Here is a 25,190-nt window from a genome sequence, read left to right on the forward strand (position 1 = left end):
GCGGGCGGGCCGGCCGCACGGGCCGGCCCCGACGAGGTTACGGCTGCTTGTACTGACCGATCTCGGCCAGGACGTCCTGGACGATGCTCGTGTCGAGCACCTGGTCCGCCGGGTGCACGGCCTTCTGCAGCTTGCCTTCGACGTTCAGCTCCTGCATGTACTTGGCCTGCTCCGCGGTCACCAGACCGTTCGGGTTCCAGATGCCGCCTTCCTTGTAGAACTCGTAGAACTCGGTCAGCTGGTCGTCGTTGTAGGAGAAGTGCTTCTTCGCGACGTCGAGCGCGTCCTTCTCGTTGTCGAAGATCCAGCGCGTCGCCTCCAGCTCGGCCTTGACGAAGCGCTTGAGGACGTCGCGCTTGTCGGCGATGGTCTCGCTGCGGACGTCCCACGGCGTCATCACGTAGTCGGGCAGCTTCTTGGAGACGACGAACAGGATCTCGGCGTTCTCGTCGTGCGCCGCCTTGGGGTCGTAGCCCGACACGGTGGCGTCGATGGTGCCGGACAGGATGCCGTTGATGCGGGCCGACGATCCCTTGAGGGAGACCCACTGCACCGACTTGATCTGGTCCTCGCTCATGCCGGCCTGCCGCATCAGCGCGGTGATCACGACGTGGGGCAGCGACCCCGGCGAGGAGATGCCGACCTTCTTGCCCGGCAGGTCGGTGACGCCCTTGATGCCGGATCCGGCGTTCACGTAGAACGCGTAGTGCAGGCCGGTGTGGACGCCGCCGATCGTCTTCAGCTCGGCGCCCTTGTCGATCGCCGCCAGGGACTCCGACATGCCGGCCTGGCTGAGGTCAAGCTCGCCGGCGATCAGCGAGCGCACGGGGATCGAGCTGTCGGCGATGTGCACCAGCTCGACCGACAGCCCGTTCTTCTCGTAGAAGCCTTTGTCCTGGGCGACGAACTCGACCAGGTTCAGGAACATCTTGGCCGGCATGCCGATCTTCAGCGCGTCGGCGGCGAGCGCGGCGGAGCTCAGGGCGGCGGTAAAGGCGCCCGCCAGCAGGACAGCCTTGAGCGACCGGGAAACCATGTTCATGATCCCTCTTCCTTCTAGTGACGTCGTGATGGGTGTGACCGGTGCGGGGCCGCTCAACGGCGGCGCCAGCCGCCGAACCGCTCCTCGACCTTCTGGACGAGCAGGGTGAGGGCGTTGGCGAGCAGGGCGACGACCAGGACGGGCGCGAACGCCTTGGCCGTCTCGAAGGCGTTGGTGTAGTTGATGATGAGGCCGCCCAGCCCGGAGATGGAGGTGAGGAACTCGGCGACGATCATGGCGATGATGCCGCGGCCGAGCGCGATGCGCAGGCCGCTCGCCACGAAGGGCAGGGCGTAGGGGGCGATGATCTTGCGGTACACCATCGCCCGCGAGGCCATGAAGGCCTTGCCGATGTCCAGGTAGTGCTGGTCGACGTTCTTGACGCCGGTGACCGTGTTGATGATGACGGGGAACACGGCGAACAGGACGATGATCGTGATCTTGGCCAGGAAGCCGATGCCGACCCACAGCATGAGGATCGGGATCAGGGCGACCAGGGGCATGGCGTAGAGGGCGTTGATGTAGGGATCGAGGATCACCTCGAGCGTCCGGTTCGTGCCCATGGCGAAGCCGATGACGATCCCCAGGACCGATGCGATCGCGAAGCCGAGGACGAAGGTCGACATGCTGTCGACGGTGGCCCACACCAGCTCGCCGCTGAGCAGCAGCTCCCAGGTGGCCACGGCGATGTCGCTGGGCAGCGCGACGAGCAGCTTGTTGGCGTCGCGCGCGGCGAATTCCCAGACGGCGAGCAGGACGACGAGCGTGCCGACCTGGAGAAGCCGTTCGCGCCGCTTCTGCCGGCCGGGGCCGGGCTCGGAGGCCGGACTTTCGGTGCTCTTCGACAACGTGCTCGCCTGTGCACTCCGCTGCACGCCTGCCTCCTGTGTGCGAGATGATGGATGATCGGCCGGATGGCGTGGCCGGGTTCTCCGGCGGCCGTTGGTGTACAGCCTAAACGGAAGTGGTATGCTGATGCAAGCAGCTCATCATACTGTCTGACAGATTGGGAAATTTTATGCCAAGTCCATCATTGAGCATCGTCCGGGTCGCGGCGCCGCTGCGCCAGCAGGTGATCGACCTGCTGCGCGCCGCGATCGGCGACGGGCGCTATTCCCCGGGAGAACGTCTGGTCGAGCGCGAGCTGTGCGAGGCGCTGCAGGTGAGCCGGCCGATCCTGCGCGAGGCGTTGCGTCAATTGGAGGCCGAGGGGCTGGTGCGCAACGTCCCGCAGCGCGGCCTGGAGGTCGTGACCCTCTCGGCCGAGGACGTCCGGCAGATCTACCAGGTGCGCGGGGCGCTGGAGAGCCTGGCGGCGGCCGAGTTCGTCACCCACGCGAGCGAGGCCCAGTGGCGGGAGCTGGCCGACGCCATGGACGCCTTCGAGGCGGCGGCCGACGAAGGGGTGCCGTCGCGCATCCAGGCGGCGAAGACGACGTTCTACGACGTGCTGATCGCCGGCTGCGGCAACCCGACGATGGCGCAGATCCTCAAGGCGATGCACAACCGCATCCAGCTGCTGCGCGGCGTGTCCCTGGCCGAGCCCGGCCGCCTCCCCAACACCATCCGGGAGATCCGCGCCATCTACGAGGCGCTGTGCGCCCGCGACGCCGTGCGGACGCGCCAGGCCTACGACGAGCACATCGCCAACGCGGCGCGGGTGACCATGCTGTCCCTGGCGAAGGCGGCCCCGCCGCACGGACGGCGCCGCGCCCCCTGACGCGGCCGGAGCGCGCCGCCCCCGGCACCGCCGCCGCGCCCGGCGCTCACCCCGGCGGCGGAGCCGGCGCCGCGGCGAGCCCGAGCAGCAGCGCATGCAGCCCCTCCTGCACGACGGCGCCGTCCTGGCGGCGCAGCGTCAGCCGGGATTCGAGGACGCCGCGGTCGCCCGACCCGGTCACCCGGGTCGACACGACCTCGACCTCCAGGCGCACGGTGTCGCCGGGGACGAGCGGCGCCGCGAAGCGCCACTCCTTCAGCCCGAGGAGCGCCAGCACCGGTTCGCGCAGGCGCAGCACCCGGGCCGCGAACCCCAGGGCCAGCATCACCCCGAAGGACCCGTGCAGCACGGTGCGGCCGGCCGGCGTGCCGGCGGCGAACGGCGCGTCGGCGTGGATCGCCGACCAGTCGCCGGAGAGCATGGCGCTCATCGCCAGGTCGGTCTCGGTCACCGTGCGGGCCGGGCTCTCGAAGCGCCGGCCGGGCGCCAGCGCGGCGAAGCTCGGGAGGCCGGCCTCAGCCATTCCCGCCGATCCGCTCGTGGCCGCCGAGACCCGGCTTGTACTGCTTGCCGAGGAAGTCGCCGATCCCCTGGTCCTGCCAGCCGCCCTTCTGGCGGTGGGTCAGCTGGTCCTGCTTGGCCAGGCAGTAGTCCATCGACGCTTCCCAGCTCATCTCCAGGGCGAGGCGGAAGCCGTCCTTGGTCGCCCGCGCCGCCGCCGGGTCCTTGGCGGCGATCTCCGCGGCGATGCCCATCACGTGGGCGGTCAGCTCCGCCGCCGGCACCGCGGCGTTGACGAAGCCGATGCGCGCCGCCTCGCGGCCGTCGAAGGGACGGCCGGTCAGCGCGTAGAACAGGGCGTCGCGCGGGCTCAGCAGGTTCGCCAGCGTCTTCGAGACGGAGCCGCCGGGGAAGAGCTTGAAGTTGATCTCCGACAGGCCGAACCGCGCCTCGTCGGCGGCGAAGGCGAGGTCGCAGCCCTCGACGATCGAGAAGGCGCCGCCGAAGCAGTCGCCGTTGACCATGGCGATGGTGACCTTGGGATAGTAGCGCAGGGTGCGGCCGCGCCATTCCACGGCGTCGCGGTAGACGCGCTCGAAGGCGGTGGCGTCGTCCCTGGTCTCGATGAAGTACTGCTTGAGGTCCATGCCGGCGCAGAACGCGCTGCCGGCGCCGGTGAACACGACGACGTTCACCTCCGGATCCCAGCGCAGCCGTTCGAGAACGGCGACGGCGTCGGCGTGGAGCTGCGGGCTCATCGCGTTGCGCTTCTCGGGCCGGTTGAAGGTGACGGTCGCCACCTTGCCGGCGATGTCCACCAGCAGCGTCTCGTAGGTCTCGGTCATGTCGTTCTCCGTCAATCGGCGGCGGGCCGGAGCGAGGCCCGGAGCGCCGTCTTGTCCACCTTGCCGTTGGCCAGCCGCGGCAGCTCGGCGACCATGCGGACGCGCCGCGGCTTCTTGTAGCTGGCGATGCGCGTGCGGCAGAACGCGATCAGCTCCTCCTCGGCCGCACCGCCCGGGCGCGGCACGACGAAGGCGACGACCGCCTCGCCCCAGCGCGGGTCGGGCGCGCCGACGACCGCCGCCTGGTCCACCGCGGGATGGGCGAGCAGCGCCTCCTCCACCTCGCGCGGATAGACGTTCTCGCCGCCGCTGATGATCACGTCCTTCATGCGGTCGACGATGGTCAGGAACTGCTCGTCGTCGAGGCGCCCGACGTCGCCCGAACGCACCCAGCCGTCGACCAGCGTCTCCGCCGTCGCCTCGGGCCGCCGCCAGTAGCCGCGCATCGTCGTCGGGCCGGACAGCCAGACCTCGCCGGGCGTTCCCGGCGGCGCGTCGCGGCCGTCGGCGCCGACGATGCGGACGCGCGAGCGGAACGTCGGCTGCCCCGCCGACGCCAGCCGGGCCACCCGGTGCGGCGGTCCATCGAGCACGTGCTGGTGGGCCTGCAGCACGGTCGACACGCCGGTCTCGGTCATGCCGTAGAACTGGACGAGCACCGGGCCGAAGGCGGCGAGGGCGCGCCGCAGGACCGGCACCGGCATGGGCGCCGAGGCGTAGTAGACGGCCCGCAGCGAGGACAGGTCCACCGGCCGCGCCGCCTGCTCGTCGAGCATCATCTGCACCATGATCGGGGCGAGATGGGTGCCGGTGATCCGGCGCGCGGCGATCAGGTCCAGCGCCTGGCGGGGATCGAACTGGCGGAGCAGGTGGCAGGTCGCCCCCGCCAGCGCGTAGCCGAGCTGCTTCGACTTGGCGCCGATGTGGAAGAGCGGCATCGCCAGCAGGACGCTGTCGTCCTGGCGCACGCCGCCGGCCGTCACCACCTCCTCGGCGAGCGCCACCTGGCTGGCGTGGTCGAGCATCACCCCCTTGGGCCGGCCGGTGGTCCCGGAGGTGTAGATCAGGTAGGCGAGGTCCGCGGGGGCGGGCGGCGGCGGCGGCGGCGCCGGTTCGAGGAGCGGCTCCAGCGGCTCGGCCCAGTCGGGGCCGCCGGCCGGGCAGATCAGGCGCAGGCCGCCGGGCAGGCGGTGGCGGACCGCCGCGACGGTCGCCGCGAACTCCGGCTCGAAGACGAGGCAGGAGGCGCCGCTGTCGGCGAGGACGTGGGCGACCTCCGGCGGGGCGAGGCGCCAGTTGACGGCGACGCCGACCAGGCCGGACGCCTCGCAGGCGCCGAAGGCGGTGACCTGCACCGGGCCGTTCTTCGCCAGCACCGCCACCCGGTCGCCGGGCGCCGCGCCGCCCGCCAGCAGGCGGCCGGCCAGCCCGGATAGGCGCCGGTGGAGCGCCCGGAACGTCAGCGCGCCGCCGTCCCAGACGAGGGCCGGATGGTCCGGGAAGCAGCGGGCGCCGCGGGCGTGGATCTCGGCGAGCGTCGTCATGCCGGGACCGTCCAGCGCTGCGCCGGCGCCACCGCGAAGCGCGCCGCGCGCGTCCAGTCGATCATCGCCGCGAGGTTGCCGGGCGGCACGGTCAGCCGCCCGTCCGCCAGGGCGAGCGGCTCCTTCAGGACGTGCTCGGCCATCAGCAGGAAGGCGGTCGCCTCGGCCGGCAGGCCGATCCGGTCCGCCGGCAGGGCGGCGTGGAGGTCGAGGACGTGGACCGCGCCGGCCTGGCTCTCGCCGAACAGGCCGGCCACCGTCAGCGCCCCCGCCCGGGCGGCCAGCCGGCCAATCTCGAGCGCCTTGCGCATGCCGAAGCGCGAGACCTTGACGCTCAGCCCGCGCACGCCGAGGGCGAGGAAGGCGGCGGCCGCGGAGACCCCGTCCAGCGCGAAGTCGGCGATGACGGGGAGGTCGGCGCCGGCCTGGAGCGCCGTCAGCCGGGGATCGGGCTTCAGGTTGTAGGGATCCTCCACGGCGAGGACGCCGAGCCCGGCCATCGCGCGCAGGTAGTCGGCCGCCTCGTCGTAGGGCAGGACGCCGTTCACGTCGACGTAGACCGCGACCTCGCCCCCGGCGGCCCGGCGCACCGCCTCGACCGCCGTCATGTCGGTCTCGGTTCCCTGGCCGCCCTTGACCTTCAGCACCGTGAAGCCGTGCCGGCCCACCCGCTCGGCGGCCTCCGCCGCCATGGCCGCCGGGCTGGCGCGGGTCAGCGTCAGCGACACCGGCACCGGCGGGCGCGTGCCGGCCGACGCCAGGTCGGCCAGGGCGTTCTCGAGCAGCGCCTTCGGGGCGTGCATCTCGACCAGCCGCGACAGCGCGGCGGCGCGCTCCCCGGCGGCGAGGGACAGGGTCGGCAGGACGAGCCGCTCGAACGCGAGCGCCATGGTCGCGCCGTCGAAGCCGTTCCAGGTCGGCTTGGCGACGACCTCGGCCACCCCCTCGCGGCCGTCCTCGTCGGTCAGGCGCAGCAGCAGGAATTCCGCGTGGTCCTCGACGCCGCCCTGCCAGCGCACCGGGCGGCGGTAGGGGAGCGCGTAGCGGTGAAGCGCGACCTCGCGCACCGCAGCACCGGTTCGTCCGATCGGCCGTTCCATGGTCCGTTGGCATCCCTCAGCCGTGTCGTCCGCATCCTACCCGCCTCGGCCGGGGTTGGCTCGCGGCCGTCGCCGGCCGCGCCCATCCATCACATACGTGATTGCGTGGCGGCGGCCGGGCAGAGGCGGTCGCGCGCCGCCAGGAGCGCCGCCGCCGCGTCGTCGGCGACGCGGCGCAGCTGCTCGATCGGCCCGACCAGCGCCAGGGCGAGGTTCTCCTCGACCCGCGGCTGCGGCAGCAGCACCGCCAGCACGCTCACCCCCTCGACGGCGTGGCTCTCGGAACGGGCCAGGCCCGTCGCCCGCCAGTGGCGGATCGACGCCAGCGCCTCCTCGACCACCACCTGCCGGCCGCGGTCGGTTTCCAGGCTGTTGGTCCGCCGCAGCAGGCGCCCGACATAGCCGTCGTCGTGGGCCGACAGCAGGAGGTGGCCGATGGTCGTGCGCGACAGCGGCCGCAGCTCGCGCGGCTTCATCTCGTAGCGCAGGTCGGTCCGCGCCGGGACGACCGACAGGGTCTCGTAACAGAGGTCCTTGCGCACGCACAGCGCCACGGTCTGCCCGAAGCGCTCCGACAGCTCCAGCATCTGCCGGTAGACGCCGGAGTCGGGGAACCGGGTGTCGGCGATCCAGCCGCTGATCATCGACAGGCGGACCGAGGGGAAGTAGCGGCGCGTCTCGGCGTGGTAGATCAGGTAGCCCTGGTCGGCCAGCGCCTTCAGCAGCAGCGACGTCGAGGACTGCGGCATCTCCAGCGCGCGGGCGATCTCGGTCACCTTCAGCGGGCAGCGCCGCTCGTAGAAGACCTCGAAGACCCGCAGCGCCCGCTCGGCGGACTTGATCCCGGAGCGGGCCTCATAGGGCGGAATGGCGGGCATCGGTCCGCTCTCCCGGTCGGCGGTCGGTGGCGAGGCCCGGCGCGGCGCCGTGGCGCCTGAGCATCAGGCCCCGGATGTACCACGCCAGGGCGAAGCCGGCGAGGGCGACGACGCCGGCCGACGGGGCGTCGGGCCCCAGCCAGAGGGTCGCCGTGCCGACGCCGAGGCCGGCCAGGCCGAGCGGCAGGCCGGCCGCCAGGTGCCCCGCCGCCGTCGTGCCCAGCTTCGACAGGGCCAGCGCGATCAGCAGCGTCCCGGCGGTGACCGAGGCGACCGCCAGGGCGATCTCGCCCCAGGTGCCGTGCGCGATGAGCGCCGGGTTGAAGACCCACAGGAAGGGCACGAAGAAGCCGACCGCCGACAGGCGCAACGCGGTCACGCTGGTCGCCCACATCGACGCCTGCGCCATCGAGGCGGCGACGTAGCTGGCGACCGCCACCGGCGGCGTCACCATCGACAGCATGCCGAAGTAGAACAGGAAGAGGTGGGCGGCCAGGGGATCGACGCCGGCCTCGACGATCGACGGCGCCAGGATGATCGACAGCACGATGTAGACCGCCGAGGTCGGCATCCCCATGCCGAGGATGATGCACACCACCGCCGTCACCACCAGGGTGGCGAACAGCCCGGCCTCCTGCGTCAGCGCGGCGAGCGCGGCGGCGAGCTGGAAGCCGAGGCCCGACAGGGTCAGCACGCCGATGGCGATGCCGGCCCCGCCGCCGATGACGACCAGGGTGAGCAGGCTCTCGCCGCTGCCCGACAGGGCGTCGGCGATCTGCCGCAGGCCGGGCGCGCGGCGGACGCGGGCCAGGGTCAGGGCGAGGAGGGCCAGCGAGGCGTAGATCCCGGCGGTCGTCGGCTGGTAGCCGCGGCCGATCATCAGCCACACCAGCAGCGCGATGGGCACGAGATGGATCCAGCCGGCGCGCGCCACCGGGCCGAGCGCCGGCAGCTCCGACCGCTTCAGCCCGTGCAGCCCGCGCCGCAGCGCGATGGCGTCCACCTGCAGGTAGAGCCCGAGGAAGTAGAGGATCGCCGGGATGAGCGCCGCCACCACCACGGCGGCGTAGTCGATCTGCAGGAAGTCGGCGATCAGGAACGCCGTGGTGCCCATGATGGGCGGCGCCAGCTGCCCGCCGTTGGAGGCCACCGCCTCGATGGCGCCCGCCTGCTCGGGCCGGAAGCCGTTGCGCTTCATCAGCGGGATCGTCACCACGCCGGTGGAGATGATGTTGCCGACGGTGGTGCCGTTGATCGAGCCGAACGCGGCCGAGGCGAGGATCGCCACCTTCGCCGGCCCGCCGCGGCGCCCGCCGAGCAGGGACATGGAGAGGTCGGTCAGCGCCTTCGACGCGCCCGAGCTGTCGAGGAGCTGGCCGAAGATCACGAAGACCAGCACCACCGTGCAGATGACGCGCAGCACCGAGCCCGGGATGCCGTTGGAATCCGCGAAGAGATAGATGGCGAGCTTCTCCGGCGGCTGGTGGAAGGCCTGCAGCGGGCCCGGGATGAGATGGCCGAAGACGCCGTAGAGGATGAAGCCGGCGAAGAGGATGGCGATGGACCTGCCGCAGCTCCGCCAGGTCGCCCACAGCAGCAGGGCGATCGCCGCCGCCGCGGCGCCCCATTTCGAGAACGGCCGGTTGGCGGCGTCGACGATCCAGTCCTCGTAGCGCGCCGCCATGTAGAGCCACAGGGCGAGCGACGCCAGGCCGAGGGCGACGTCGGCCCACCCGGCCTTGGCGCGCACGGGGTGGCGCAGCAGCACGGCGCAGGTGGCCAGGCCGAGCATGGCGCCGAGATACTCCTCCATAACCACCGGCCAGCCGATCCGGTTCGGCACCGAGAAGACGAAGGCCAGCCCGACGAGCGGCAGCAGGCCGGTGGTGAGGCGGTAGAGAAGGGTGGCGGTGGTCATCGGGATCGGTCCCCGGGGCCGTGGCGGCCTGTCCAGACGGGCGCGGCTACTGGCCGGCGCCGACTTCGGCGTAGAACCGCGCCGCGCCGTCGGCGTAGGGCACGGGCGAGGTCTTGGTCGCCAGGTCCTCCCGGGCGAACCGCTTCAGGGCCGGCACCTCCGCCTGCAGCCTGTCCCAGTTCTCGTGGATGGTCCGGGCGATCCGGTAGCCGGTCTCCTCGTCGACGGTGGGGCCGGCGACCAGGTACAGCTCCAGGGCCATGGACGGCATCGGCGCGCCGACGCCGACGTTGGTCGGCGAGGGCACGGTGCGGCCGATCCGCGCGCCGGCGGCGATGGCGTCGACGACCGCGTCGGTCGCCCGCTCGCCGAGCGCCAGCACCGTCATGCCGCCCGGCACCGATGCGTGGGCCTCGCGCAGGATGGGGATGCCGAGCGCCAGGGCGGAGGCGTCGGCCCGGCCCTCCACGACGTCGGCGAGGCCCTGTTCCAGCCCGCCGGCGCTGACGGTCTGGACGTCGGCCCGCGTCAGCCCGGCCGTCGCCAGGGCCGCCTCGTTCACCTTCTCCAGCACGATGTTCGACTTGATGCCGACGACCACCCGCTTGCCCTTCAGGTCGGCGACCGAGGTCAGGCCGGAATCCGTGCGCGCGACGTAGCCGTAGTCGAGGCGCATCATCCGCGCGACCGGCCGGATGTTCCGCGCCGGGGCGGAGTAGGGCGCTTCGCCCCGGGCGGCGAGGCCGAGGTCGACGCCGATGAAGACGCCGAGCGTCAGCTCGCCGGAGTCGAGCAGCGGCAGGTAGGAGGAGGTTCCGCCGTGCGGCTCCACCGCCGAGCGGATGCCGAGCTTCTCCTGCAGCAGCTTGGCGACGCCCGCGCCGACGACGTTGGCGATGGTGCCGGCGGGGTTGGTGCCGATGGTGATCTGCCGGACCGCCGCCGCCGCCGGGGCCGCCGGGGCGGCGCCGAGACAGGCGGCGAGCGCGAGCGCGCACAGCGTTCTTTTCATGGTCTCCTCCCTATCCACCGCGCGGGCGCCGGCGGCCGACGGACGGCGCCGGGGCCCGAAGGCCGACCGCGACAGGGTCGTTGAAAGGGCCCGTCCGGGTCCAGCGATCGATTGTTGGACACACGATGCATCACATACGTGATGGGTTGTGGGACGGCCGGCGGGCGCGGGGCGGGACGGACTTCATAGCGCACGAGCTATCCGTGATGCGGATTTATATATTTGACGATGGGTACCGCGACGGGCCATCCCGGTGCTGACCGACCAACGGGAGGAGCGAGACATGGAACGGGTCACCGAAGCCGAACGGATGCTCATCGGCGGCGAACTGGTGGAGAGCCTCGGCGGCGAATGGTCGGTTTCCGTCAACCCGGCGACCGGCGAGCCGATCGGCCGGGTGCCGGCGGGCACCGCCGCCGACGTCGACCGCGCCGTCGCCGCCGCCGAGGCCGCCTGGCCGGAGTGGGCGGCGCTGACGCCGATGCAGCGGGCGGCGGCGATGAACCGCTTCGCCGACGCCGTCGCCGCCCGCGCCGACGAGATCCTGCGGGTCGAGGTGACCGACACCGGCAACACGATCCGGCCGATGCGCGTCATCGACGTGCCGACCGCGGTGGAATCGCTGCGCTACTACGCCGGGCTCGCCCCCGACCTGCGCGGCGAGACGATCCCGGCGACCCGGGACCACCTGCACCTGACCGTGCACGAGCCCTACGGCGTGGTCGCCCGCATCGCCCCCTTCAACCACCCCGTCATGTTCGCGGTCGCCCGCACCGCCGCGGCGCTGGCCGCCGGCAACGCGGTGATCGTGAAGCCGCCGGAGACCTCGCCGCTGTCGTCGATGATCCTGGCCGAGATCGCCCGCGACGCGCTGCCGCCGGGCGTCTTCAACATCGTCACCGGCGACGGCCCCGGGGCCGGCGACGCCATCGTCCGCCATCCCCGCATCAAGCGCATCGCCTTCATCGGCTCGCCGGTCACCGGCCGGGCGATCCAGCGGGCGGCGGCCGAGGTGGCGGTCAAGCACGTCACCCTGGAGCTCGGCGGCAAGAACCCGATGATCGTCTTCCCCGACTGCGACCCCGACCGGGTCGCCGCGGCGGCGGTGCAGGGGATGAACTTCTCCTGGCAGGGCCAGTCCTGCGGGTCGCTGTCGCGCCTGCTGCTGCACGAGGACATCCACGACCGCGTGCTGAAGGCGCTGGTCGAGCGGGTGGCGGCGCTCCGGCTGGGCGACCCGCTGAGCGAGGACACCGACGTCGGCCCGGTCAACTCCGAGGCCCACATGAACCGCATCCTCGCCCACTGCGCCAACGCCGACGCCGACGGCGCGCGGCGCATGCTGGGCGGCGGCCGGCCCGAGGGCGCGGCGTTCCAGCGCGGCTACTGGGTCGCCCCGACGGTCTACGCCGACGTCACGCCGAACCTGCGCCTGTGGCAGCAGGAGGTGTTCGGCCCGGTGCTCGCGGTCGGCCGCTGGCGCGACGTCGAGGAGGCGGTCGCCATGGCGAACTCCACCGAGTACGGCCTGACCGGGGCGATCTGGACGAACGACATCACCCAGGCGCTGCGCATGGCGCGCCGGGTGCGCTCCGGCCATCTCTGGGTGAACGGCTCCAGCCAGCACTTCCTCGGCGTGCCGTTCGGCGGCATGGGGTCGAGCGGGGTCGGCCGCGAGGAGGGCCGCGAGGAGCTCTACAGCTACACCGAAGCCAAGACCATCAACATCATGCTGTGACGGACGAACGATGAACCAGACCCCGCACAACGCCCCCGCCGAATGGGGCTCGGACGTCGTCGCCGAAACGCTCCGCGACCTCGGGCTGCGCTACATCGCGCTCAATCCCGGCGCCAGCTACCGCGGGCTCCACGACAGCCTGGTGAACCTCACCGGCGGCGACCCGGAGATCCTGCTGTGCATCCATGAGGAGGCCGCGGTGGCGATCGCCCACGGCTGGGCCAAGGTCACCGGCCGGCCGATGGCGGTCGCCCTCCATTCCAACGTCGGGCTGATGCACGGCTCGATGGGCATCTTCAACGCCTTCTGCGACCGCGTGCCGATGGTCGTCGTCGGCGCCACCGGGCCGCTCGACGCGGCGCGGCGGCGGCCGTGGATCGAGTGGATCCACACCGCCCAGGACCAGGGCGCCCTGGTGCGGGACTTCGTCAAGTGGGACGACCAGCCGGGTAGCGTCGCCGCCGCCCGCGACGCCCTGATCCAGGGTGCGGCGATCGCCGGCACGGCGCCGCGCGGACCGGTCTACGTCAACATCGACGCGGCCCTGCAGGAGGAGCGGCTGGCGACGGCGCTGCCCGACCCGGACATCGCGCGCCGCGGCGCGCCGCCCTCCCCGGCGCCCTCGGCCGAGTTGGTGGCGCGGGCGGTGCGCCTGCTCGACGGCGCCCGCTCCGTCGTCGCCCTGATGGGGCGGATGTCGCGCGACCCCGCCGACTGGGCGCGCCGCGTCGCCCTGGTCGAGCGCCTGGGCGCCAGGGTGATCACCGACTTCAAGACCGGCGCCACCTTCCCGACCGCCCATCCCGCCACCGCCGGACGCGCCGGCTACTTCCCCGACGCCGAGGCCAAGGCGGCGATCGCCGCGGCGGACGTCATCCTGAACTTCGACTGGCTCGACTTCGGCGGCACCCTGCGCTCGGTGTTCGACGCCGGCCCGGTGCCGGCGCGGATCGTCTCCGCCTCGCTCGACAGCCACGCCCACCGCGGCTGGTCGAAGGACGGCGGCGCCCCCTATCCGGCGGACGTGGCGTTCCTCAACGAACCCGACGCCGTCGTCGCCGCGCTGGCCGAGGCGCTGGGCGCCGGGCCCGCCGCGGCGGTGCCGGACCCGGCGCCGCCGGCCGAGGTGGCGGAGGGCGCCGCGCTCTCGCCGCAGGACGTCGCGGCGGTCGTCCGCCGCGCCATCGACCCCGCCGCCACCTGCCTCATCCGCGCGCCGCTGAGCTGGACCGGCGCCGACTGGCCGTCGACCCACCCCCTGGGCGCGCTCGGCTACGACGGCGGCGGCGGCATCGGTTCGGGCTGCGGCATGGCGGTCGGCGCGGCGCTGGCGCTGCGCGACGCCGGCTCCGGCCTCCTGCCGCTCGCCGTGCTCGGCGACGGCGACTTCCTGATGAACGCGTCGGCGCTGTGGACCGGCGTCGCCGCCGGGGTGCCGCTGCTGGTCGTCGTCCTCAACAACCGCTCGTTCTACAACGACGAGGTCCACCAGGAGACGGTCGCCCGGCACCGCGGCCGGCCGCCCGAGAACAAGACCGTCGGCATCGCCATCGACCGGCCGCCGGTCGACGTCAGCGCCGTCGCCCGCGGCTTCGGCGCCTGGAGCCCCGGGCTGCTCAGCGGCGCCGCCGCCCTGCGCGAGGCGCTGGCGCAGGCGCGCGACGTCGTCGCCGGCGGCGGCACCGCGGTGCTGGAGGTGGAGACGGCGAAGGGCTACGCCCCCTCGATGGCCGCGGCGCTGCGCAAGGCCTGATCGGTGGGGGCCTGATCGGTGGGGGCCTGATCGGCGGGGGCCTGATCGCGCAGCGCCTGGGCGAGGTGCCGCATCAGGGCGACCTGGAAGCGCGACAGCTTCTTGCCCCGCCGGCGCACCTGGTAGACCGGCACCAGCAGCTCGATGCCCGGCGTCGCGATCTCCGTCAGCGCTCCCGCGGCCAGCTCGTCCCGCACCGAGGAGCGGAACAGGAAGGCGACGCCGGCGCCCGCGCGGACCGCCTGCTTGATGGCCTCGGCGTGGCCGAACTCCATCTCGATGCGGCTCCGCCGGACGCCGAAGCGGGCCAGGGCGGCCTCCTCGATCTCCCGCCGCGGCGTGCCGGTCTGGGCGGTGACGAAGGGCAGGGCGGCGAACCCCTCGCGGTCGAGGCTGCCGTTCCCCGCCGGCCCGGGGTCGGCGGCGACGAGGATGAGCCGCTCGTCGACGACCGGCTCGACCACCAGCCCCGCCGTCTCGTGGCGGGGATCGAGGATGGTGAAGGCGAAGTCGCAGTCGCCGGCGTGGATCGCCTCGGTCGCCAGCATCGGCGAGGTGATCCGCACCGAGATCTCGCCCTTCGGGACGCGGCGCCGGAAGGCGCTGATCGGCCCGGGCAGGACGTAGGAGCCGATCGTCATCGACGCGCCGACCGTCGCCTTGCCGACGACGCCGCGCTGGCTCTCCGCCATCTCGCGTTCGAGCTCGCGGGTGCGGCTCACCATCTCGCGCGCCCAGCGGTAGACCCGCCGGCCCTCCTCGGTCAGCGTGATGCGCCGTCCGTTGCGGGCGGTGAGCGGCGCGCCGAGCTTGTCGGACAGCGCCTTGATGTGCGCCGAGACGACCGGCTGGGCGATGCCCAGCCGCTCGGCCGCGCGCGACAGGCTGTTCAGCTCGGCGGCGAGGCAGAACACCTCGAGCTTGTGGATGGAGATCTGCGAGACGACGGAGCGCATGTCATAGGGTCCAGGCTATAGGTGCATGCAGTTTATATATTGGATAATCTGGAATTAGACAATTTACCCTTTCCGCAGAACGGAACGGGCGGGGCCGGCGCGGCGGGGGCGATCGACGATGGCCGCCACGGCGGCGTTCCCGCCCTTCGGCAACGCCGGCCATCCGCCGGATGGCGGCATCGGCCCGCGACGGGCCGGACGCGCCGGACGGACCGCGCGCGCAACCAAGCATGGGAGGAGAGCGTCGTGATCATGAGAACCCTCGCCGCGGCCTGCATGGCCGTCCTCGCGGCCACGTCGGGCGCCGCCGCCCAGTCGGTCGGCATCGGCGCCGGCACCCAGGGGTCGCAGAACTACGCCGTGAACGCCGGATTGGCCAAGTTCCTGTCCGACGAGCTGGGCCTCGACGTGCGGGTGCAGTCCTACGGCGGCTCGGGCCAGTCGATGCCGCTGATCAACGCCGGGCGGCTCGACCTGCAGCTCGTGCCGAGCCCGGACTTCTCGGCCGCCGTGCTGGGGCAGGAGCCGTTCGAGGGCCGGGCGCTGAAGAACCTGCGCGCCGTCGCCTCGCTCAGCTCCTCGGCCTACGGGCTGATGGTGCGCAAGGCTTCGCCCTACAAGACCGTGTCGGACATCAAGGGCCTGACCGTCACCTACGGCTACACCGCCCAGCCGACCCTGCGCTTCCAGGTCGATGGGCTGCTCGCCGCCGGCGGGCTGACGATCGAGGACATGCAGCCGGTCAACGTGCCGTCGGTGCCGAACGGGGTCGACGACTTCATCGCCGGCAACGCCGACGTCGCCTTCTTCGCCCTGCAGGGCGGCAAGACGCGCGAGGCCGACGCCGCCGTCGGCATCCGCTGGCTGGCCGTTCCCAACACCCCCGAGGCCGACGCCGCCATGAAGAAGTTCGTCCCCACCTCCTACGTCGAGGTGGTGCAGCCCGGGGCGGCACCGGGGATCGAGGGGCCGACGCCGATGATGGGCTACGACTACGTGCTGACGGCCGGGGCGCACGTGCCGGACGACCTGGTCAAGCGGGTCGTGACCCTGCTGCACGACCACCCCGAGAAGGTGCGGGGCATCGTCAAGACGTTCGCCGACTTCACGCCGGAGCGGATGGCGCCGCGGTTCGAGGGGCTGACCTACCACCCCGGTGCCGTGGACTACTACCGGTCCATCGGGCTGACGAAGTGACGCGACGGTCGGGTTGGGGGATCGGATGACGGACCGTGTGATCGGCCGGCTCGAAAGTCTGGCCGGGGTGTTGATCGTGCTGCTGTCGGCCGCCTATGCGGCCGACCTGCCGCGCTACCTCGGGCTGTCGGTGTACGACGCCCAGTTGCTCGTCGCCGGCCTGTCGCTCGCCCTGGCGGCCGGGTTCCTGGCGATGGCGCGCACCGCCGCGGCGTGGCGGCGCGCGGCGGCGCTGGCGGCGGCGGCGCTGACCCTGGCGGTCGGCGCCTACGTCGCGGCGGCGTACGTCGCCATCTCCATGGAGGCGCCCTTCCTGCCGGGCTGGCTGGTGGCGCTCTCCGCCGTGCTCTTCGGGGCGCTGATGCTGAACCTGCGCCCCGCCGCCGGCCTCGGCATCCTCGCCGTCGTCCTGGTCTTCCTGGCCTACGGCCTGCTCGGCCATCTCATCCCCGGCGAGCTCGGCAGCCGGCTGACCACGCCCGAGGAGCTGGTGGTCTATCTCGCCATCGACGCCAACGGCATGCTCGGCACGGCGCTGAAGGTCGCCGTGGTGATCGTCGTGCCGTACCTGCTGTTCGGCCAGCTCCTGGCGACCTGCGGGGCGGCCGACTTCTTCAACGACCTGGCGCTCGCCGGCATGGGCCGGTTCCGCGGCGGGCCGGCGAAGGTGGCGGTCGCCGCTTCGGCGCTGTTCGGCTCGATCTCGGGCAGCGCCGTCGGCAACGTCGTCGGCACCGGCGTGGTGACCATCCCGATGATGAAGCGCGCCGGCTTCCCGCCGGCCTACGCCGGCGCGGTCGAGGCGGTCGCCTCGACCGGCGGCCAGCTCGTGCCGCCGGTGATGGGGGCGGCCGCCTTCATCATGGCCGACATGATCGGCATCGACTACGTCGACGTCATGCTCGCGGCGCTGCCGTCGGCCTTCCTCTACTATCTCGCGATCTTCATCAACGTCGACCTGTCGGCCGGCAAGCGCGGCATCCGCCCCCTGGCGGCGGCCGAGATCCCGCGCGCCGGGGCGGCGCTGCGCGCCGGCTGGCACTTCGTGATCCCCTTCGTCGTCCTGTTCTACACGCTGTTCGCCATGAACATGCGCCCGGAGCGCTCGGCGATCCTGTCGGTGCTGGTGCTGCTGGCCGGCAGCTTCCTCTTCCGCTACAAGGGGCGGCGCCTGCGGCTCGCCGACCTCTGGCCGGTGATCGGCGGGGCGGGCCGCGCCTCCCTCGACCTGCTGGTGGTCTGCGCGGCGGCCGGCATCATCATCGGCGTGCTCAACATCTCCGGGCTCGCCTTCAACCTGACGCTCCACATCATCAACGCCAGCGGCAACAGCGCAATCGTGCTGGCGGTCATCACCGCGCTGATCTCGATCGTGCTGGGGATGGGGATGCCGACGGTCGGGGTCTACATCCTGCTCGCCACGCTGGTGGCCCCGGCGCTGGTCGAGGTCGGCATACCGGTGGTCGCCGCCCACCTCTTCGTCTTCTACTTCGGGCTGCTGTCGATGGTCACGCCGCCGGTGGCGCTCGCCTCCTTCGCGGCGGCGAACATCGCCGGGACCGGTCCGATCGCCACCAGCGTCGAGGCCATGAAGCTGTGCTGGCCGGCGTACGTCGTGCCGTTCCTCTTCTTGTTCGCGCCCTCGCTGATCCTCCAGGGCGACGCGCTGCAGGTCGCCTGGGCGCTGGTCACCGCGGTGGCCGGCATCTACATGACCACCGCCGGCGCCGTCGGCTTCCTCATGGGCCCGATCGGCCCGGCGATGCGCGCCGCCGCCGCCGGCGGCGGCATCCTCTCGCTCATCCCCGCCGGTCTCTTCGAGGGCGCCATCTGGAGCGACGTGGCCGGGCTGGCGCTGCTGGCCGTCCTCGTCGCCGTCCAGCTCCGGCGGTCGCGCCGCCGCGAGGCCCCGCCGGCCGGGCGGGCCGCGGACCTCGGGCCCCTGCGCTCGGCCGGCAGCGACCGGTAGCCGGACGGCGCGGCCGCCCGCCGCCCTCGCGGCCGTGCCGCGGGGAGGGCGGGCGCGCCGGGGTCACAGGACGTCGGCGCGCCGCAGCCCGTCGACCTCGGCGGCCGACAGGCCGAGCCATTCCCCGAGGATCTCGCTGGTGTGTTCGCCGAGCCGGGGCGGCGGCCGCTCGACGGCGGCGGGCGATTCGGACAGGCGGACGGGGATGCCCTGCATGGGGACCCGCCCGGCCGTGGGGTGCTCGACCTCGACGATGTGACCCTGCGCGCGCAGGTCGGGGTCGGCGGCGACGTCGGCGACGGTGGCGACCCGGGTGGCCGGGACCTCGGCGCGCCGGGCCGCGGCGAGGACCTCGTCGGCGGCGTGCCGGGCCACCCAGGCGGCGACGATGCCCTCCAGGGCGTCGGCGTGGCGCATGCGGTCGGCGCCGGTGGCGAAGCGCGGGTCGCTCAGCAGGTCGGGCCGCTCCAGCATCCGGACGAGCCGCGGGAAGTGGTTGCTGTTGCCGCCGATCAGGTGGACCCAGGCGCCGTCGCGCGTGCGGAAGGTGCCGGCGGGGGCCGCGTAGCGGTCGCGGTTCCCCATGCGCGTCATGGCGCGGCCGAACAGCGCCTGCTCGGGGATCGCCGTCATCAGCAGGGAGGTGGCGCTGCCGATGAGGCTGATGTCCAGCATCTGGCCCTCGCCGGTGTGGTGGCGCCGCTCCACGGCGGCCATGATGCCGATCGCCGCGTAGAGCGCCGTGGTGTAGTCGACGACGTAGGTGCCGGCCATGGTCGGCGGCCCGTCGGCCGCGCCGGTGATCTCCATCAGGCCCGACGCCGCCTGGGCGATGACGTCGAAGCACGGCTCCTGCGCCTTCGCGCCGGTCTGGCCGTAGCCGGAGATGCGCGCCATGATCAGGCGCGGGTTGCGCGCGCGCAGGTCCTCCCAGCCGCAGCCCATGCGCTCCATGGTGCCCGGCCGGAAGTTCTCGACGAGGACGTCCGCCCGCGCGGCGAGGTCGCGCAGCAGCGCCTGGCCGCGCGGGTCGCGCAGGTTGAGCGTGATGCCGCGCTTGTTGCGGTTGAAGACCATGTAGTAGAGGGTCTCGCCGCCGACCTCCGGGGGGAGTATCCGCGTGTCGTCGCCGCGGCCGGGCCGTTCGACCTTGACGACGTCGGCGCCGAGATCGCCCAGGACCATGCTGCAGTGGGGGCCGGCGATGAAGCGGGAGAGATCGAGGACTTTCAGACCATTCAAAGCACCGGCCACTCGGGTCTCCTCTGCTGCGGCCCGGGCCCCCGCGGCGGCGGGGGCCCGGCGGCGCCAGTGTTACGCGATCCGCGCCTCGAGGAACAGGCCCTCGGGGTCGATCTCCTCGCGGATCAGGCGCAGCTCCTCGGCGCTCGGCGGCGGCGTCTCGGTCAGGCCGTCGGCGTAGCGCACGGGAAAGCCGACCGTCTCCTCCAGCGCCGCGCGGGTGACGCCGGGATGCAGGCTCTCGACCTGCATGAAGCCGTCGGCGTCGAAGCCCCACACCGCGCGGTCGGTGAACACCTTGCGCGGGCCGCCGCCGGGAACGCCCAGGCGCCGGCGGTCGCCCGGGGCGTCGCCGTGGCCGAGCGCCGAGCGGAAGTCGAGGCGCTCCACGAAGCTGCGCTTCTCCTGCACCATCATGACGAAGGTGTAGCGGGCGTAGGTGCAGTGGTCGCTCTGGGCGATGGGGCCGACGAGGCGGACCTTCGGCCGGTCGTGGGCACCGATGCAGACGGTGTTGAGGTTGCCGCGGGGGTCGATCTGCGCGCCCGAGGTGAAGCCGACCGTCATCTTGCCGCGCCGGAAGAACTCCAGGCACTCCTCGACCCGGACGTGCGCCTTGCTCGGCCAGGCGAGCAGGTAGGGATCGGCGAAGTTCCGCGGCGTCCGCGTCAGGTCGGGCTCGAAGGCGACGCCGTACTGGGTGACGAAGTCGATGCCGCGCAGGCGGCGGGCGAGCTCCGCCCCGACGGAGGGGACGCCGACCGCCAGGGTGAAGGCGCGCCCGCCGGTGCCGAGGCCGATGAAGCCGTGGCCGCCGTCCTCGAGCTCGCGGGCGACGCAGACCGTGAGGAGCTCGGCGAGGGTGTGGGAGGGGGTGGTCATGGGCGGGCCGTCCTCTTCATGCTGATGCCCATCAGCGACGCCATGCCGATCGTGTCGAGATAGGCCCAGTTGTCCGCCGGGGCGTGGACGTAGGTGTCGAGCCAGGCCTGGAAGCCTTCGGCGGTGGCGGAGGCCTCGTGGTAGGCGCGCAGATGCTCGAGGTCGTAGTCGTAGCGCGCGTCGCAGCAGCAGGGATGCGCGCCGTAGGGCGCCTCGACGACGCAGGTCACGTCGACCCGCGGCAGGATGGTGTCGATGGGCCGGCTGCGCACCGTCTCCTCGCTGACGATCTGCTCGACCGAGACGATGACCGTGCGCGCCGACTTGGCGATCATCACGTCCGGCGAGGTGTCGTGCCAGCGCTCGGCGTCGAGCTGGACGTTGCCGGCGGCGTCGGCCGCGTGGGCGTGGATGATGGCGACGTCCGGCCGGATCGCCTCGACGGCGAGCCAGGGCTCGCCGGTGAAGACGTCGGTGATCGGCTTGAGGTGCGGGTTGGTCCGCGGCAGGTCCGTGCCGATGCCGGTCTTGGTCGGGATGTAGGGGACGCCGATGGCGGTCGCCCGGAAGCGGTCCATGGCGGTGGTTTCGGAATGCTCGATGACGCGGATGCCGCCGGCCTCGGCCGCCCGGCGGTAGTTCAACGCCAGGCCGAGGCTGCCGATGCCGATGTAGGAGGTCTCCGCCGTGGCGACGCAGCCGGCGCCGATCAGCATGTCCATGTCGATGCCGTTGTTCCAGCCGACAACGTGGAGCCGCCTGCGGCCCTGGCGGACAATCTCGCGCACCAGCGCCATGGGATGGCGGCGGGCGGTGTGCCCGCCGATGGCGACGACGTCGCCGTCGCGGATGAGGGCCACCGCCTGTTCGATGGACGCGACCTTGGACTTTCCCTGAGCCATGATCCTGTCTTCCGTTTCGCCCGGCGGACCGGGCGGGGGGTCAGAGTTGCGGGGCCGCCCGGCCGACGTAGACGCCGTCGGGGTCGATGGCGGTCCGCAGCAGACGGAGCTGCTCCGCGCTCGGCACGGGCGCCTCGCCAAGCCGCTCGGACACGCCGATCTCGAAGGCGACCTCGCGGCGGACGTCGTCGACGGCGACGCCGGGGAAGAGCTGTTCGATGCGCATGCGCTTGGTGTCGGGATCGAAGCCGAGGATGCCGAGGTCGGTGATGACCCGCACCGGGCCGGCCCCCGGCAGCCCCGCCGCCTCGCGCGCCCCGGGGCCGGTGAGGAAGCCGGGCGTCGTCAGGTAATTGAGCCGCTCGACGAAGCGGCGGCGGCCGAGCCGGCAGATCACCACGAAGCGGCGGGCCATGCTGGCGATGTCGTTGGCGCCGCCGCTGCCCGGCAGGCGGACGCTGGGGGAGCGGTACGGGCCGATCACCGTGGAGTTGAGGTTGCCGTAGGGGTCGATCTCGGCGGTGCCGAGGAAGCCGATGTCGACCTTGCCCTGCTGCAGCAGGCTCAGGGCGTAGAAGGTGCCGGCCACCTTGGTCGAGCCGTGGACCAGGCGGTAGTCGCCGACGCCGGTCGCCAGCTCGACCGGCCGGGGATCGATGATCCCGGACTCGAAGACGAGGTTCACCCGGGGGGCGTGGGTCGCCTTGGCCAGATAGGCGGCCACCATCGGCAGCCCGGTGCCGATGAAGGCGGTCTCGCCGTCGCCGATCTCCAGCGACGCGGCGACCGCCATGTACTCATCGCGGCTGATGTCAGGCATGGACGGACTCCGTGCGGAGATAGCCGAGGGCCGGGTCCACCCGCAGCTTCAGCAGGCGGGACGCGCCGACCGCGTCGAGATAGGCGAAGTGGTCGGGCAGGCCGTGCACCCAGCGGTCCAGCCAGCGCGCGGCGTCCTCGGCGGTGCGGGAGGCGGCGTAGTAGTCGGCCAGATGCGGCGCGTCGTGGTCGTAGTAGCCGTAGACGCCGGTGGGGTGGGCGCCGTAGGGCAGGTGCACGACCATGTCGACCATCAGCCCGGGCAGCAGGGTCAGCTCGGGCTGGCGGCGGATGACGTCGGTGTCGACGATCTCCTCGACCGTGACGATGACGGTGCGGGCGGCGCGCGCCTGCTCCTCGACGACCGAGCTGGTGCCGAAGAGCTGGACGTTGCCGAGGCGGTCGGCCCGGGCGGCGTGGATGACGGCGACGTCGGGGCGCAGCGGCGAGACGACGGTGGCGGTGCCGTTGCCGAACGGCGAGGCCAGCCGGGCCGCCTTGGCCTCCGGCGGCTCGAAGCCGGGCTGCGCCAGGATGTCGGTCCCGCTCATCGCGGACAGCGGCATGAAGGGCAGGGCCAGGCCGCCCGCCATCAGGCGCATGACCATGCCGAAGTGGCTGTGGTCCTCGACCGCGATCGCGCCGGATTCGACGCCCTCGGAGAAGCGGCGGCAGCGGCCGAAGCCCTCGAACATGAAGTTCGAGAAGTGGGCCCGCCGCAGCATGCCGGCGGCGGCCAGGAACTCGGCGACCCAGCACTCCGCCACGCCCATCAGCGACAGGTCGCGGCGGCCGGCCCGGATCAGGGCGCGGGTGAAGGCGAGCGGCTGGTGGGAGTGGGCGAAGCCTCCCCCGGTGAGAGAGGCGCCGTCGGCGACGGCGCTGACCGCCTCGTCCAGCGGAACGAGCTTGGAGTGCAGTGGCATGGCGACACCGGCGATGAACGGTTGCGGAGGGGGCGGAGAGCGCCCGGGCGGCCCGGGCGGCCTCAGGCGGCCTCGATGCGGTTCTGGCGGGCGCCGGTGATCAGCGCCACGACGTCGTCGCCGCACAGCGACGCGGTCGGCACGTCGCCCACCTTGTGGCCGTGCCGCAGCACGACGACGCGCTGGCTCATCTCCATCACCATGGGCATGCTGTGCGTGATCAGGACGATGGCGACCCCCTCGTCCTGGAGCTTGCGCACGGCGTCCATGGCGCGCTTGGTCTCCTGCACGCCGAGCGCGGCGGTCGGCTCGTCGAGCAGGACCAGCGAGCTGTGCCACAGCTTGGTCCGCGCCAGGGCGACCGCCTGGCGCTGGCCGCCGCTCAGGCCGGCGACGTTGGCGTCGGGGTGCGGCGCGTTGATGGAGAGGCCCTTCAGGGCCGCCTCGGCCTCGCGCCGCATCGCCCGCTTGTCCAGCAGGTTGAGGAAGCCGAGACGGCGGCGCCTTTCGCGGCCGAGGAAGATGTTCTCGGCGACGTTCATGTTGTTGCACAGGCCGAGGTCCTGGTAGACCGTCTCGATCCCCAGCGAACGGGCGACGTCGGTCGAGCTCATGCGGACCTGGCGGCCGTCGAAGGCGATGTCGCCCTTGGTCGGTTGCACGGCGCCGGAGAGGATCTTGACGAGCGTGCTCTTGCCGGCGCCGTTGTCGCCGACCAGGGCGATCGTCTCGCCGCGGCGGATCTTGAGGTCGATGCCGCGCAGGGCCTGGACCGCGCCGTAGCTCTTGCGGATGCCCTTGGCCTCGAGCAGGACGTGGGAGGTCATGCCAGGGCCTCCTCGCGGGACGGACGCGTGGCGCGGCGCGCGACGGGTCGGGAGCGGAGCGGTTGGGGCAAGCGTCTCCTCCATGCAGCGTTGGGTCCGCGCCCGGGCCCGGCCGGGCGGGGTGCGGGACGACGGCCAAAAAAACGATTTCCCAAAAACGTTTCTTGTTTGGCAGGCTAGCCATGGCTCCCGCGGCATGTCAATGCCGAATTGTCCGAGCGCCTGCATTGCAGAGCCCGCACAGTCAGCAACCCGTACTTCTGAAGGAACGCACATGGCCGAACGCAGGCGTGTCACGATACGCGATGTGGCGCGGGAGACCGGGCTCGCCCTGTCCACGGTGTCGAACGCCCTCGCGGGCAAGCAGCACGTGAGCGAGGAGACGCGGGCGCTGGTGCAGCAGGCGACGGAACGGCTCGGCTACCGGGCGTCGGCGGTGGCGCGCGCGCTGCGCATGCAGCGCAGCTTCACCATCGGCGTGCTGGTCGCCGACGTCGCCAACCCGTCCTCGCCGGACTTCGTGCGCGGCGTGGAGGACGTGGCGGTGCGCGAGAAGTGCACGCTGCTGCTGTGCAACACCGACGGCGACGAGGAGAAGCAGCTCTGGCACATGCGCACGCTCCTCGACCGCCAGGTCGACGGCATGGTGATGATCTCCCAGCACGTCGCGTCGCCGGCGGTGCGCGCGCTGCTCGCCTCGGGCACGCCGTACGTGCTGGTGCAGCGGCGCAACCCCGAGGTGCCGGAGGACTATGTCGGGTCGGACAACGTGACCGGGCTGAGCGAGGCGATCCACCACCTGCACGCCCTGGGGCACCGGCGCATCGGCTTCGTGCGCGGCCCCGCCGATTCCAGCTCGGCCCGCGAGCGGCTGGAGACCTTCCTGGCCGAAGCCGCCGGCCTGCGGCTGAAGGTCGACGACGACCTGGTGTACCGCGGCGACTACGGCTTCGAGAGCGGCATCAGCGCCGGCCGCCATTTCCTGCGCCTGCGCCGGCCGCCGACGGCGGTGCTCGGCAGCAGCGACATCAACGCCCTCGGCCTGATCGAGGCGGCGCTGGAATCCGGCCTGGCGGTGCCGGGGCAGCTCTCGGTGGTCGGGCTCGACGACATCGCCCTGGCCGGCTTCCGGGCCATCAACCTGACGACGGTCCATCTCCAGAAGCGCGCCATGGGCGCCGCCGCCGCCGACCTGCTGATCGAGCGCATCCGCGAGCCCGGGCTGCCGCCGCGCGAGCAGATCTTCCCGACCCGCCTGGTCGTGCGCGGGACCACCGCCCCGCCAACCAAGCCCGAGACGGCCAAGCGCGAGACGACCAAGCGCGAGACGACCAAGCGCGAGGCCGCCAGGGCCCGCTCCTGACCGGGGTGCCGGCCCGCCGGCCGGGACGGGTCGGGCCGCCCCGGCCGGCGCCGGCC

The 25,190-nt window shown here is 72.7% G+C and carries 22 protein-coding genes; 6 read left to right on the forward strand and 16 right to left on the reverse strand.

The window, feature by feature from the left end; genetic code table 11:
• Nucleotides 1-37 precede the first annotated feature (37 nt).
• Nucleotides 38-1,042 carry an ABC transporter substrate-binding protein gene (locus ACSBPG_RS05690; protein WP_435536154.1) on the reverse strand — a complete coding sequence of 335 codons (1,005 nt, stop codon included), beginning with the start codon at nt 1,040-1,042 and terminating at the stop codon, nt 38-40.
• A 53-nt stretch (nt 1,043-1,095) separates the two neighbouring features.
• Nucleotides 1,096-1,917 carry an ABC transporter permease gene (locus tag ACSBPG_RS05695; RefSeq protein ID WP_435536155.1) on the reverse strand — a complete coding sequence of 274 codons (822 nt, stop codon included), beginning with the start codon at nt 1,915-1,917 and terminating at the stop codon, nt 1,096-1,098.
• 143 nt (nt 1,918-2,060) lie between these two features.
• Between ACSBPG_RS05695 and ACSBPG_RS05700 the strand changes: the two genes are divergently transcribed.
• The gene (locus tag ACSBPG_RS05700; RefSeq protein ID WP_435536156.1) at nt 2,061-2,762 is read left to right on the forward strand and encodes a GntR family transcriptional regulator; all 702 of its coding nucleotides are present in this window, start codon (nt 2,061-2,063) and stop codon (nt 2,760-2,762) included.
• A gap of 46 nt (nt 2,763-2,808) precedes the next feature.
• On the opposite strand, the gene ACSBPG_RS05705 is transcribed toward ACSBPG_RS05700, so the two are convergent.
• The 7 genes from ACSBPG_RS05705 to ACSBPG_RS05735 all read right to left on the reverse strand — a co-directional run bounded on the left by ACSBPG_RS05705 (nt 2,809) and on the right by ACSBPG_RS05735 (nt 10,560).
• Nucleotides 2,809-3,285, reverse strand: a complete 477-nt coding sequence (locus tag ACSBPG_RS05705) for a MaoC/PaaZ C-terminal domain-containing protein (protein WP_435536157.1) — start codon at nt 3,283-3,285, stop codon at nt 2,809-2,811.
• Nucleotides 3,278-4,108, reverse strand: coding sequence for a p-hydroxycinnamoyl CoA hydratase/lyase (locus ACSBPG_RS05710; RefSeq protein ID WP_435536158.1), 831 nt, complete (start codon nt 4,106-4,108; stop codon nt 3,278-3,280). The genes ACSBPG_RS05705 and ACSBPG_RS05710 overlap by 8 nt, the downstream gene beginning before the upstream one ends.
• Nucleotides 4,109-4,119: 11 nt before the next feature.
• On the reverse strand, nt 4,120-5,652 hold the full coding sequence (locus tag ACSBPG_RS05715) for an acyl-CoA synthetase (protein WP_435536159.1): 1,533 nt from the start codon (nt 5,650-5,652) through the stop codon (nt 4,120-4,122).
• Nucleotides 5,649-6,752, reverse strand: a complete 1,104-nt coding sequence (locus ACSBPG_RS05720; protein ID WP_435536160.1) for a mandelate racemase/muconate lactonizing enzyme family protein — start codon at nt 6,750-6,752, stop codon at nt 5,649-5,651. Before ACSBPG_RS05720 ends, ACSBPG_RS05715 begins: the two co-directional genes overlap by 4 nt.
• Nucleotides 6,753-6,841: 89 nt before the next feature.
• The gene (locus ACSBPG_RS05725) at nt 6,842-7,630 is read right to left on the reverse strand and encodes an IclR family transcriptional regulator (RefSeq protein WP_435536161.1); all 789 of its coding nucleotides are present in this window, start codon (nt 7,628-7,630) and stop codon (nt 6,842-6,844) included.
• Nucleotides 7,608-9,548 carry a TRAP transporter permease gene (locus tag ACSBPG_RS05730; protein ID WP_435536162.1) on the reverse strand — a complete coding sequence of 647 codons (1,941 nt, stop codon included), beginning with the start codon at nt 9,546-9,548 and terminating at the stop codon, nt 7,608-7,610. Before ACSBPG_RS05730 ends, ACSBPG_RS05725 begins: the two co-directional genes overlap by 23 nt.
• Before the next feature lie 46 nt (nt 9,549-9,594).
• The gene (locus ACSBPG_RS05735) at nt 9,595-10,560 is read right to left on the reverse strand and encodes a TAXI family TRAP transporter solute-binding subunit (RefSeq protein WP_435536163.1); all 966 of its coding nucleotides are present in this window, start codon (nt 10,558-10,560) and stop codon (nt 9,595-9,597) included.
• Between the two features lie 283 nt (nt 10,561-10,843).
• Here ACSBPG_RS05735 and ACSBPG_RS05740 point away from each other — a divergent pair, with 283 nt between their 5' ends.
• Both ACSBPG_RS05740 and ACSBPG_RS05745 read left to right on the forward strand, forming a co-directional pair.
• Nucleotides 10,844-12,298, forward strand: a complete 1,455-nt coding sequence (locus ACSBPG_RS05740; protein ID WP_435536164.1) for an aldehyde dehydrogenase family protein — start codon at nt 10,844-10,846, stop codon at nt 12,296-12,298.
• A gap of 10 nt (nt 12,299-12,308) precedes the next feature.
• Nucleotides 12,309-14,051, forward strand: a complete 1,743-nt coding sequence (locus ACSBPG_RS05745) for a thiamine pyrophosphate-binding protein (RefSeq protein WP_435536165.1) — start codon at nt 12,309-12,311, stop codon at nt 14,049-14,051.
• Here ACSBPG_RS05745 and ACSBPG_RS05750 read toward each other — a convergent pair.
• A complete protein-coding gene (locus ACSBPG_RS05750; RefSeq protein ID WP_435536166.1) occupies nt 14,012-15,007 on the reverse strand; it encodes a LysR family transcriptional regulator in 996 nt (331 codons plus the stop codon). The genes ACSBPG_RS05745 and ACSBPG_RS05750 overlap by 40 nt on opposite strands.
• 252 nt (nt 15,008-15,259) lie before the next feature.
• Between ACSBPG_RS05750 and ACSBPG_RS05755 the strand changes: the two genes are divergently transcribed.
• Together ACSBPG_RS05755 and ACSBPG_RS05760 are read left to right on the forward strand one after the other, a co-directional pair.
• Nucleotides 15,260-16,204, forward strand: coding sequence for a TAXI family TRAP transporter solute-binding subunit (locus tag ACSBPG_RS05755; protein ID WP_435536208.1), 945 nt, complete (start codon nt 15,260-15,262; stop codon nt 16,202-16,204).
• Between the two features lie 25 nt (nt 16,205-16,229).
• The gene (locus ACSBPG_RS05760) at nt 16,230-18,173 is read left to right on the forward strand and encodes a TRAP transporter permease (protein WP_435536167.1); all 1,944 of its coding nucleotides are present in this window, start codon (nt 16,230-16,232) and stop codon (nt 18,171-18,173) included.
• A gap of 63 nt (nt 18,174-18,236) precedes the next feature.
• Here ACSBPG_RS05760 and ACSBPG_RS05765 read toward each other — a convergent pair whose 3' ends face one another.
• The 6 genes from ACSBPG_RS05765 to ACSBPG_RS05790 all read right to left on the reverse strand — a co-directional run bounded on the left by ACSBPG_RS05765 (nt 18,237) and on the right by ACSBPG_RS05790 (nt 23,771).
• Nucleotides 18,237-19,427: a CaiB/BaiF CoA transferase family protein gene (locus tag ACSBPG_RS05765; RefSeq protein ID WP_435536168.1), complete on the reverse strand. Its 1,191-nt coding sequence runs from the start codon at nt 19,425-19,427 to the stop codon at nt 18,237-18,239.
• 60 nt (nt 19,428-19,487) lie between these two features.
• Complete coding sequence (locus ACSBPG_RS05770) at nt 19,488-20,297, reverse strand: CoA-transferase subunit beta (protein ID WP_435536169.1); 810 nt, start codon at nt 20,295-20,297, stop codon at nt 19,488-19,490.
• The gene (locus ACSBPG_RS05775; protein WP_435536170.1) at nt 20,294-21,199 is read right to left on the reverse strand and encodes a CoA transferase subunit A; all 906 of its coding nucleotides are present in this window, start codon (nt 21,197-21,199) and stop codon (nt 20,294-20,296) included. Before ACSBPG_RS05775 ends, ACSBPG_RS05770 begins: the two co-directional genes overlap by 4 nt.
• 40 nt (nt 21,200-21,239) lie before the next feature.
• Nucleotides 21,240-22,019 (reverse strand): CoA-transferase subunit beta, encoded by a 780-nt coding sequence (locus tag ACSBPG_RS05780; protein ID WP_435536171.1) that lies wholly within the window; start codon nt 22,017-22,019, stop codon nt 21,240-21,242.
• Nucleotides 22,012-22,944, reverse strand: coding sequence for a CoA transferase subunit A (locus ACSBPG_RS05785; protein ID WP_435536172.1), 933 nt, complete (start codon nt 22,942-22,944; stop codon nt 22,012-22,014). Before ACSBPG_RS05785 ends, ACSBPG_RS05780 begins: the two co-directional genes overlap by 8 nt.
• 62 nt (nt 22,945-23,006) lie before the next feature.
• A complete protein-coding gene (locus ACSBPG_RS05790; protein ID WP_435536173.1) occupies nt 23,007-23,771 on the reverse strand; it encodes an ATP-binding cassette domain-containing protein in 765 nt (254 codons plus the stop codon).
• A gap of 307 nt (nt 23,772-24,078) precedes the next feature.
• Here ACSBPG_RS05790 and ACSBPG_RS05795 point away from each other — a divergent pair, with 307 nt between their 5' ends.
• Entirely contained in the window at nt 24,079-25,134 is a 1,056-nt protein-coding gene (locus tag ACSBPG_RS05795) for a LacI family DNA-binding transcriptional regulator (protein WP_435536174.1), read from the forward strand.
• Nucleotides 25,135-25,190 lie beyond the last annotated feature (56 nt).

The organism is Azospirillum sp. ST 5-10 (assembly GCF_051225715.1).
Lineage (GTDB): Bacteria > Pseudomonadota > Alphaproteobacteria > Azospirillales > Azospirillaceae > Azospirillum.

What these genes read in the sequence shown, in the direction of transcription:
- ACSBPG_RS05690 (WP_435536154.1), bottom strand. Translation starts at nt 1,042, where the DNA reads ATGAACATGGTTTCCCGGTCGCTCAAGGCTGTCCTGCTGGCGGGCGCC.
- ACSBPG_RS05700 (WP_435536156.1), top strand. Translation starts at nt 2,061, where the DNA reads ATGCCAAGTCCATCATTGAGCATCGTCCGGGTCGCGGCGCCGCTGCGC.
- ACSBPG_RS05705 (WP_435536157.1), bottom strand. Translation starts at nt 3,285, where the DNA reads ATGGCTGAGGCCGGCCTCCCGAGCTTCGCCGCGCTGGCGCCCGGCCGG.
- ACSBPG_RS05710 (WP_435536158.1), bottom strand. Translation starts at nt 4,108, where the DNA reads ATGACCGAGACCTACGAGACGCTGCTGGTGGACATCGCCGGCAAGGTG.
- ACSBPG_RS05715 (WP_435536159.1), bottom strand. Translation starts at nt 5,652, where the DNA reads ATGACGACGCTCGCCGAGATCCACGCCCGCGGCGCCCGCTGCTTCCCG.
- ACSBPG_RS05720 (WP_435536160.1), bottom strand. Translation starts at nt 6,752, where the DNA reads ATGGAACGGCCGATCGGACGAACCGGTGCTGCGGTGCGCGAGGTCGCG.
- ACSBPG_RS05725 (WP_435536161.1), bottom strand. Translation starts at nt 7,630, where the DNA reads ATGCCCGCCATTCCGCCCTATGAGGCCCGCTCCGGGATCAAGTCCGCC.
- ACSBPG_RS05730 (WP_435536162.1), bottom strand. Translation starts at nt 9,548, where the DNA reads ATGACCACCGCCACCCTTCTCTACCGCCTCACCACCGGCCTGCTGCCG.
- ACSBPG_RS05735 (WP_435536163.1), bottom strand. Translation starts at nt 10,560, where the DNA reads ATGAAAAGAACGCTGTGCGCGCTCGCGCTCGCCGCCTGTCTCGGCGCC.
- ACSBPG_RS05740 (WP_435536164.1), top strand. Translation starts at nt 10,844, where the DNA reads ATGGAACGGGTCACCGAAGCCGAACGGATGCTCATCGGCGGCGAACTG.
- ACSBPG_RS05745 (WP_435536165.1), top strand. Translation starts at nt 12,309, where the DNA reads ATGAACCAGACCCCGCACAACGCCCCCGCCGAATGGGGCTCGGACGTC.
- ACSBPG_RS05750 (WP_435536166.1), bottom strand. Translation starts at nt 15,007, where the DNA reads ATGCGCTCCGTCGTCTCGCAGATCTCCATCCACAAGCTCGAGGTGTTC.
- ACSBPG_RS05755 (WP_435536208.1), top strand. Translation starts at nt 15,260, where the DNA reads ATGAGAACCCTCGCCGCGGCCTGCATGGCCGTCCTCGCGGCCACGTCG.
- ACSBPG_RS05760 (WP_435536167.1), top strand. Translation starts at nt 16,230, where the DNA reads ATGACGGACCGTGTGATCGGCCGGCTCGAAAGTCTGGCCGGGGTGTTG.
- ACSBPG_RS05770 (WP_435536169.1), bottom strand. Translation starts at nt 20,297, where the DNA reads ATGACCACCCCCTCCCACACCCTCGCCGAGCTCCTCACGGTCTGCGTC.
- ACSBPG_RS05775 (WP_435536170.1), bottom strand. Translation starts at nt 21,199, where the DNA reads ATGGCTCAGGGAAAGTCCAAGGTCGCGTCCATCGAACAGGCGGTGGCC.
- ACSBPG_RS05780 (WP_435536171.1), bottom strand. Translation starts at nt 22,019, where the DNA reads ATGCCTGACATCAGCCGCGATGAGTACATGGCGGTCGCCGCGTCGCTG.
- ACSBPG_RS05785 (WP_435536172.1), bottom strand. Translation starts at nt 22,944, where the DNA reads ATGCCACTGCACTCCAAGCTCGTTCCGCTGGACGAGGCGGTCAGCGCC.
- ACSBPG_RS05790 (WP_435536173.1), bottom strand. Translation starts at nt 23,771, where the DNA reads ATGACCTCCCACGTCCTGCTCGAGGCCAAGGGCATCCGCAAGAGCTAC.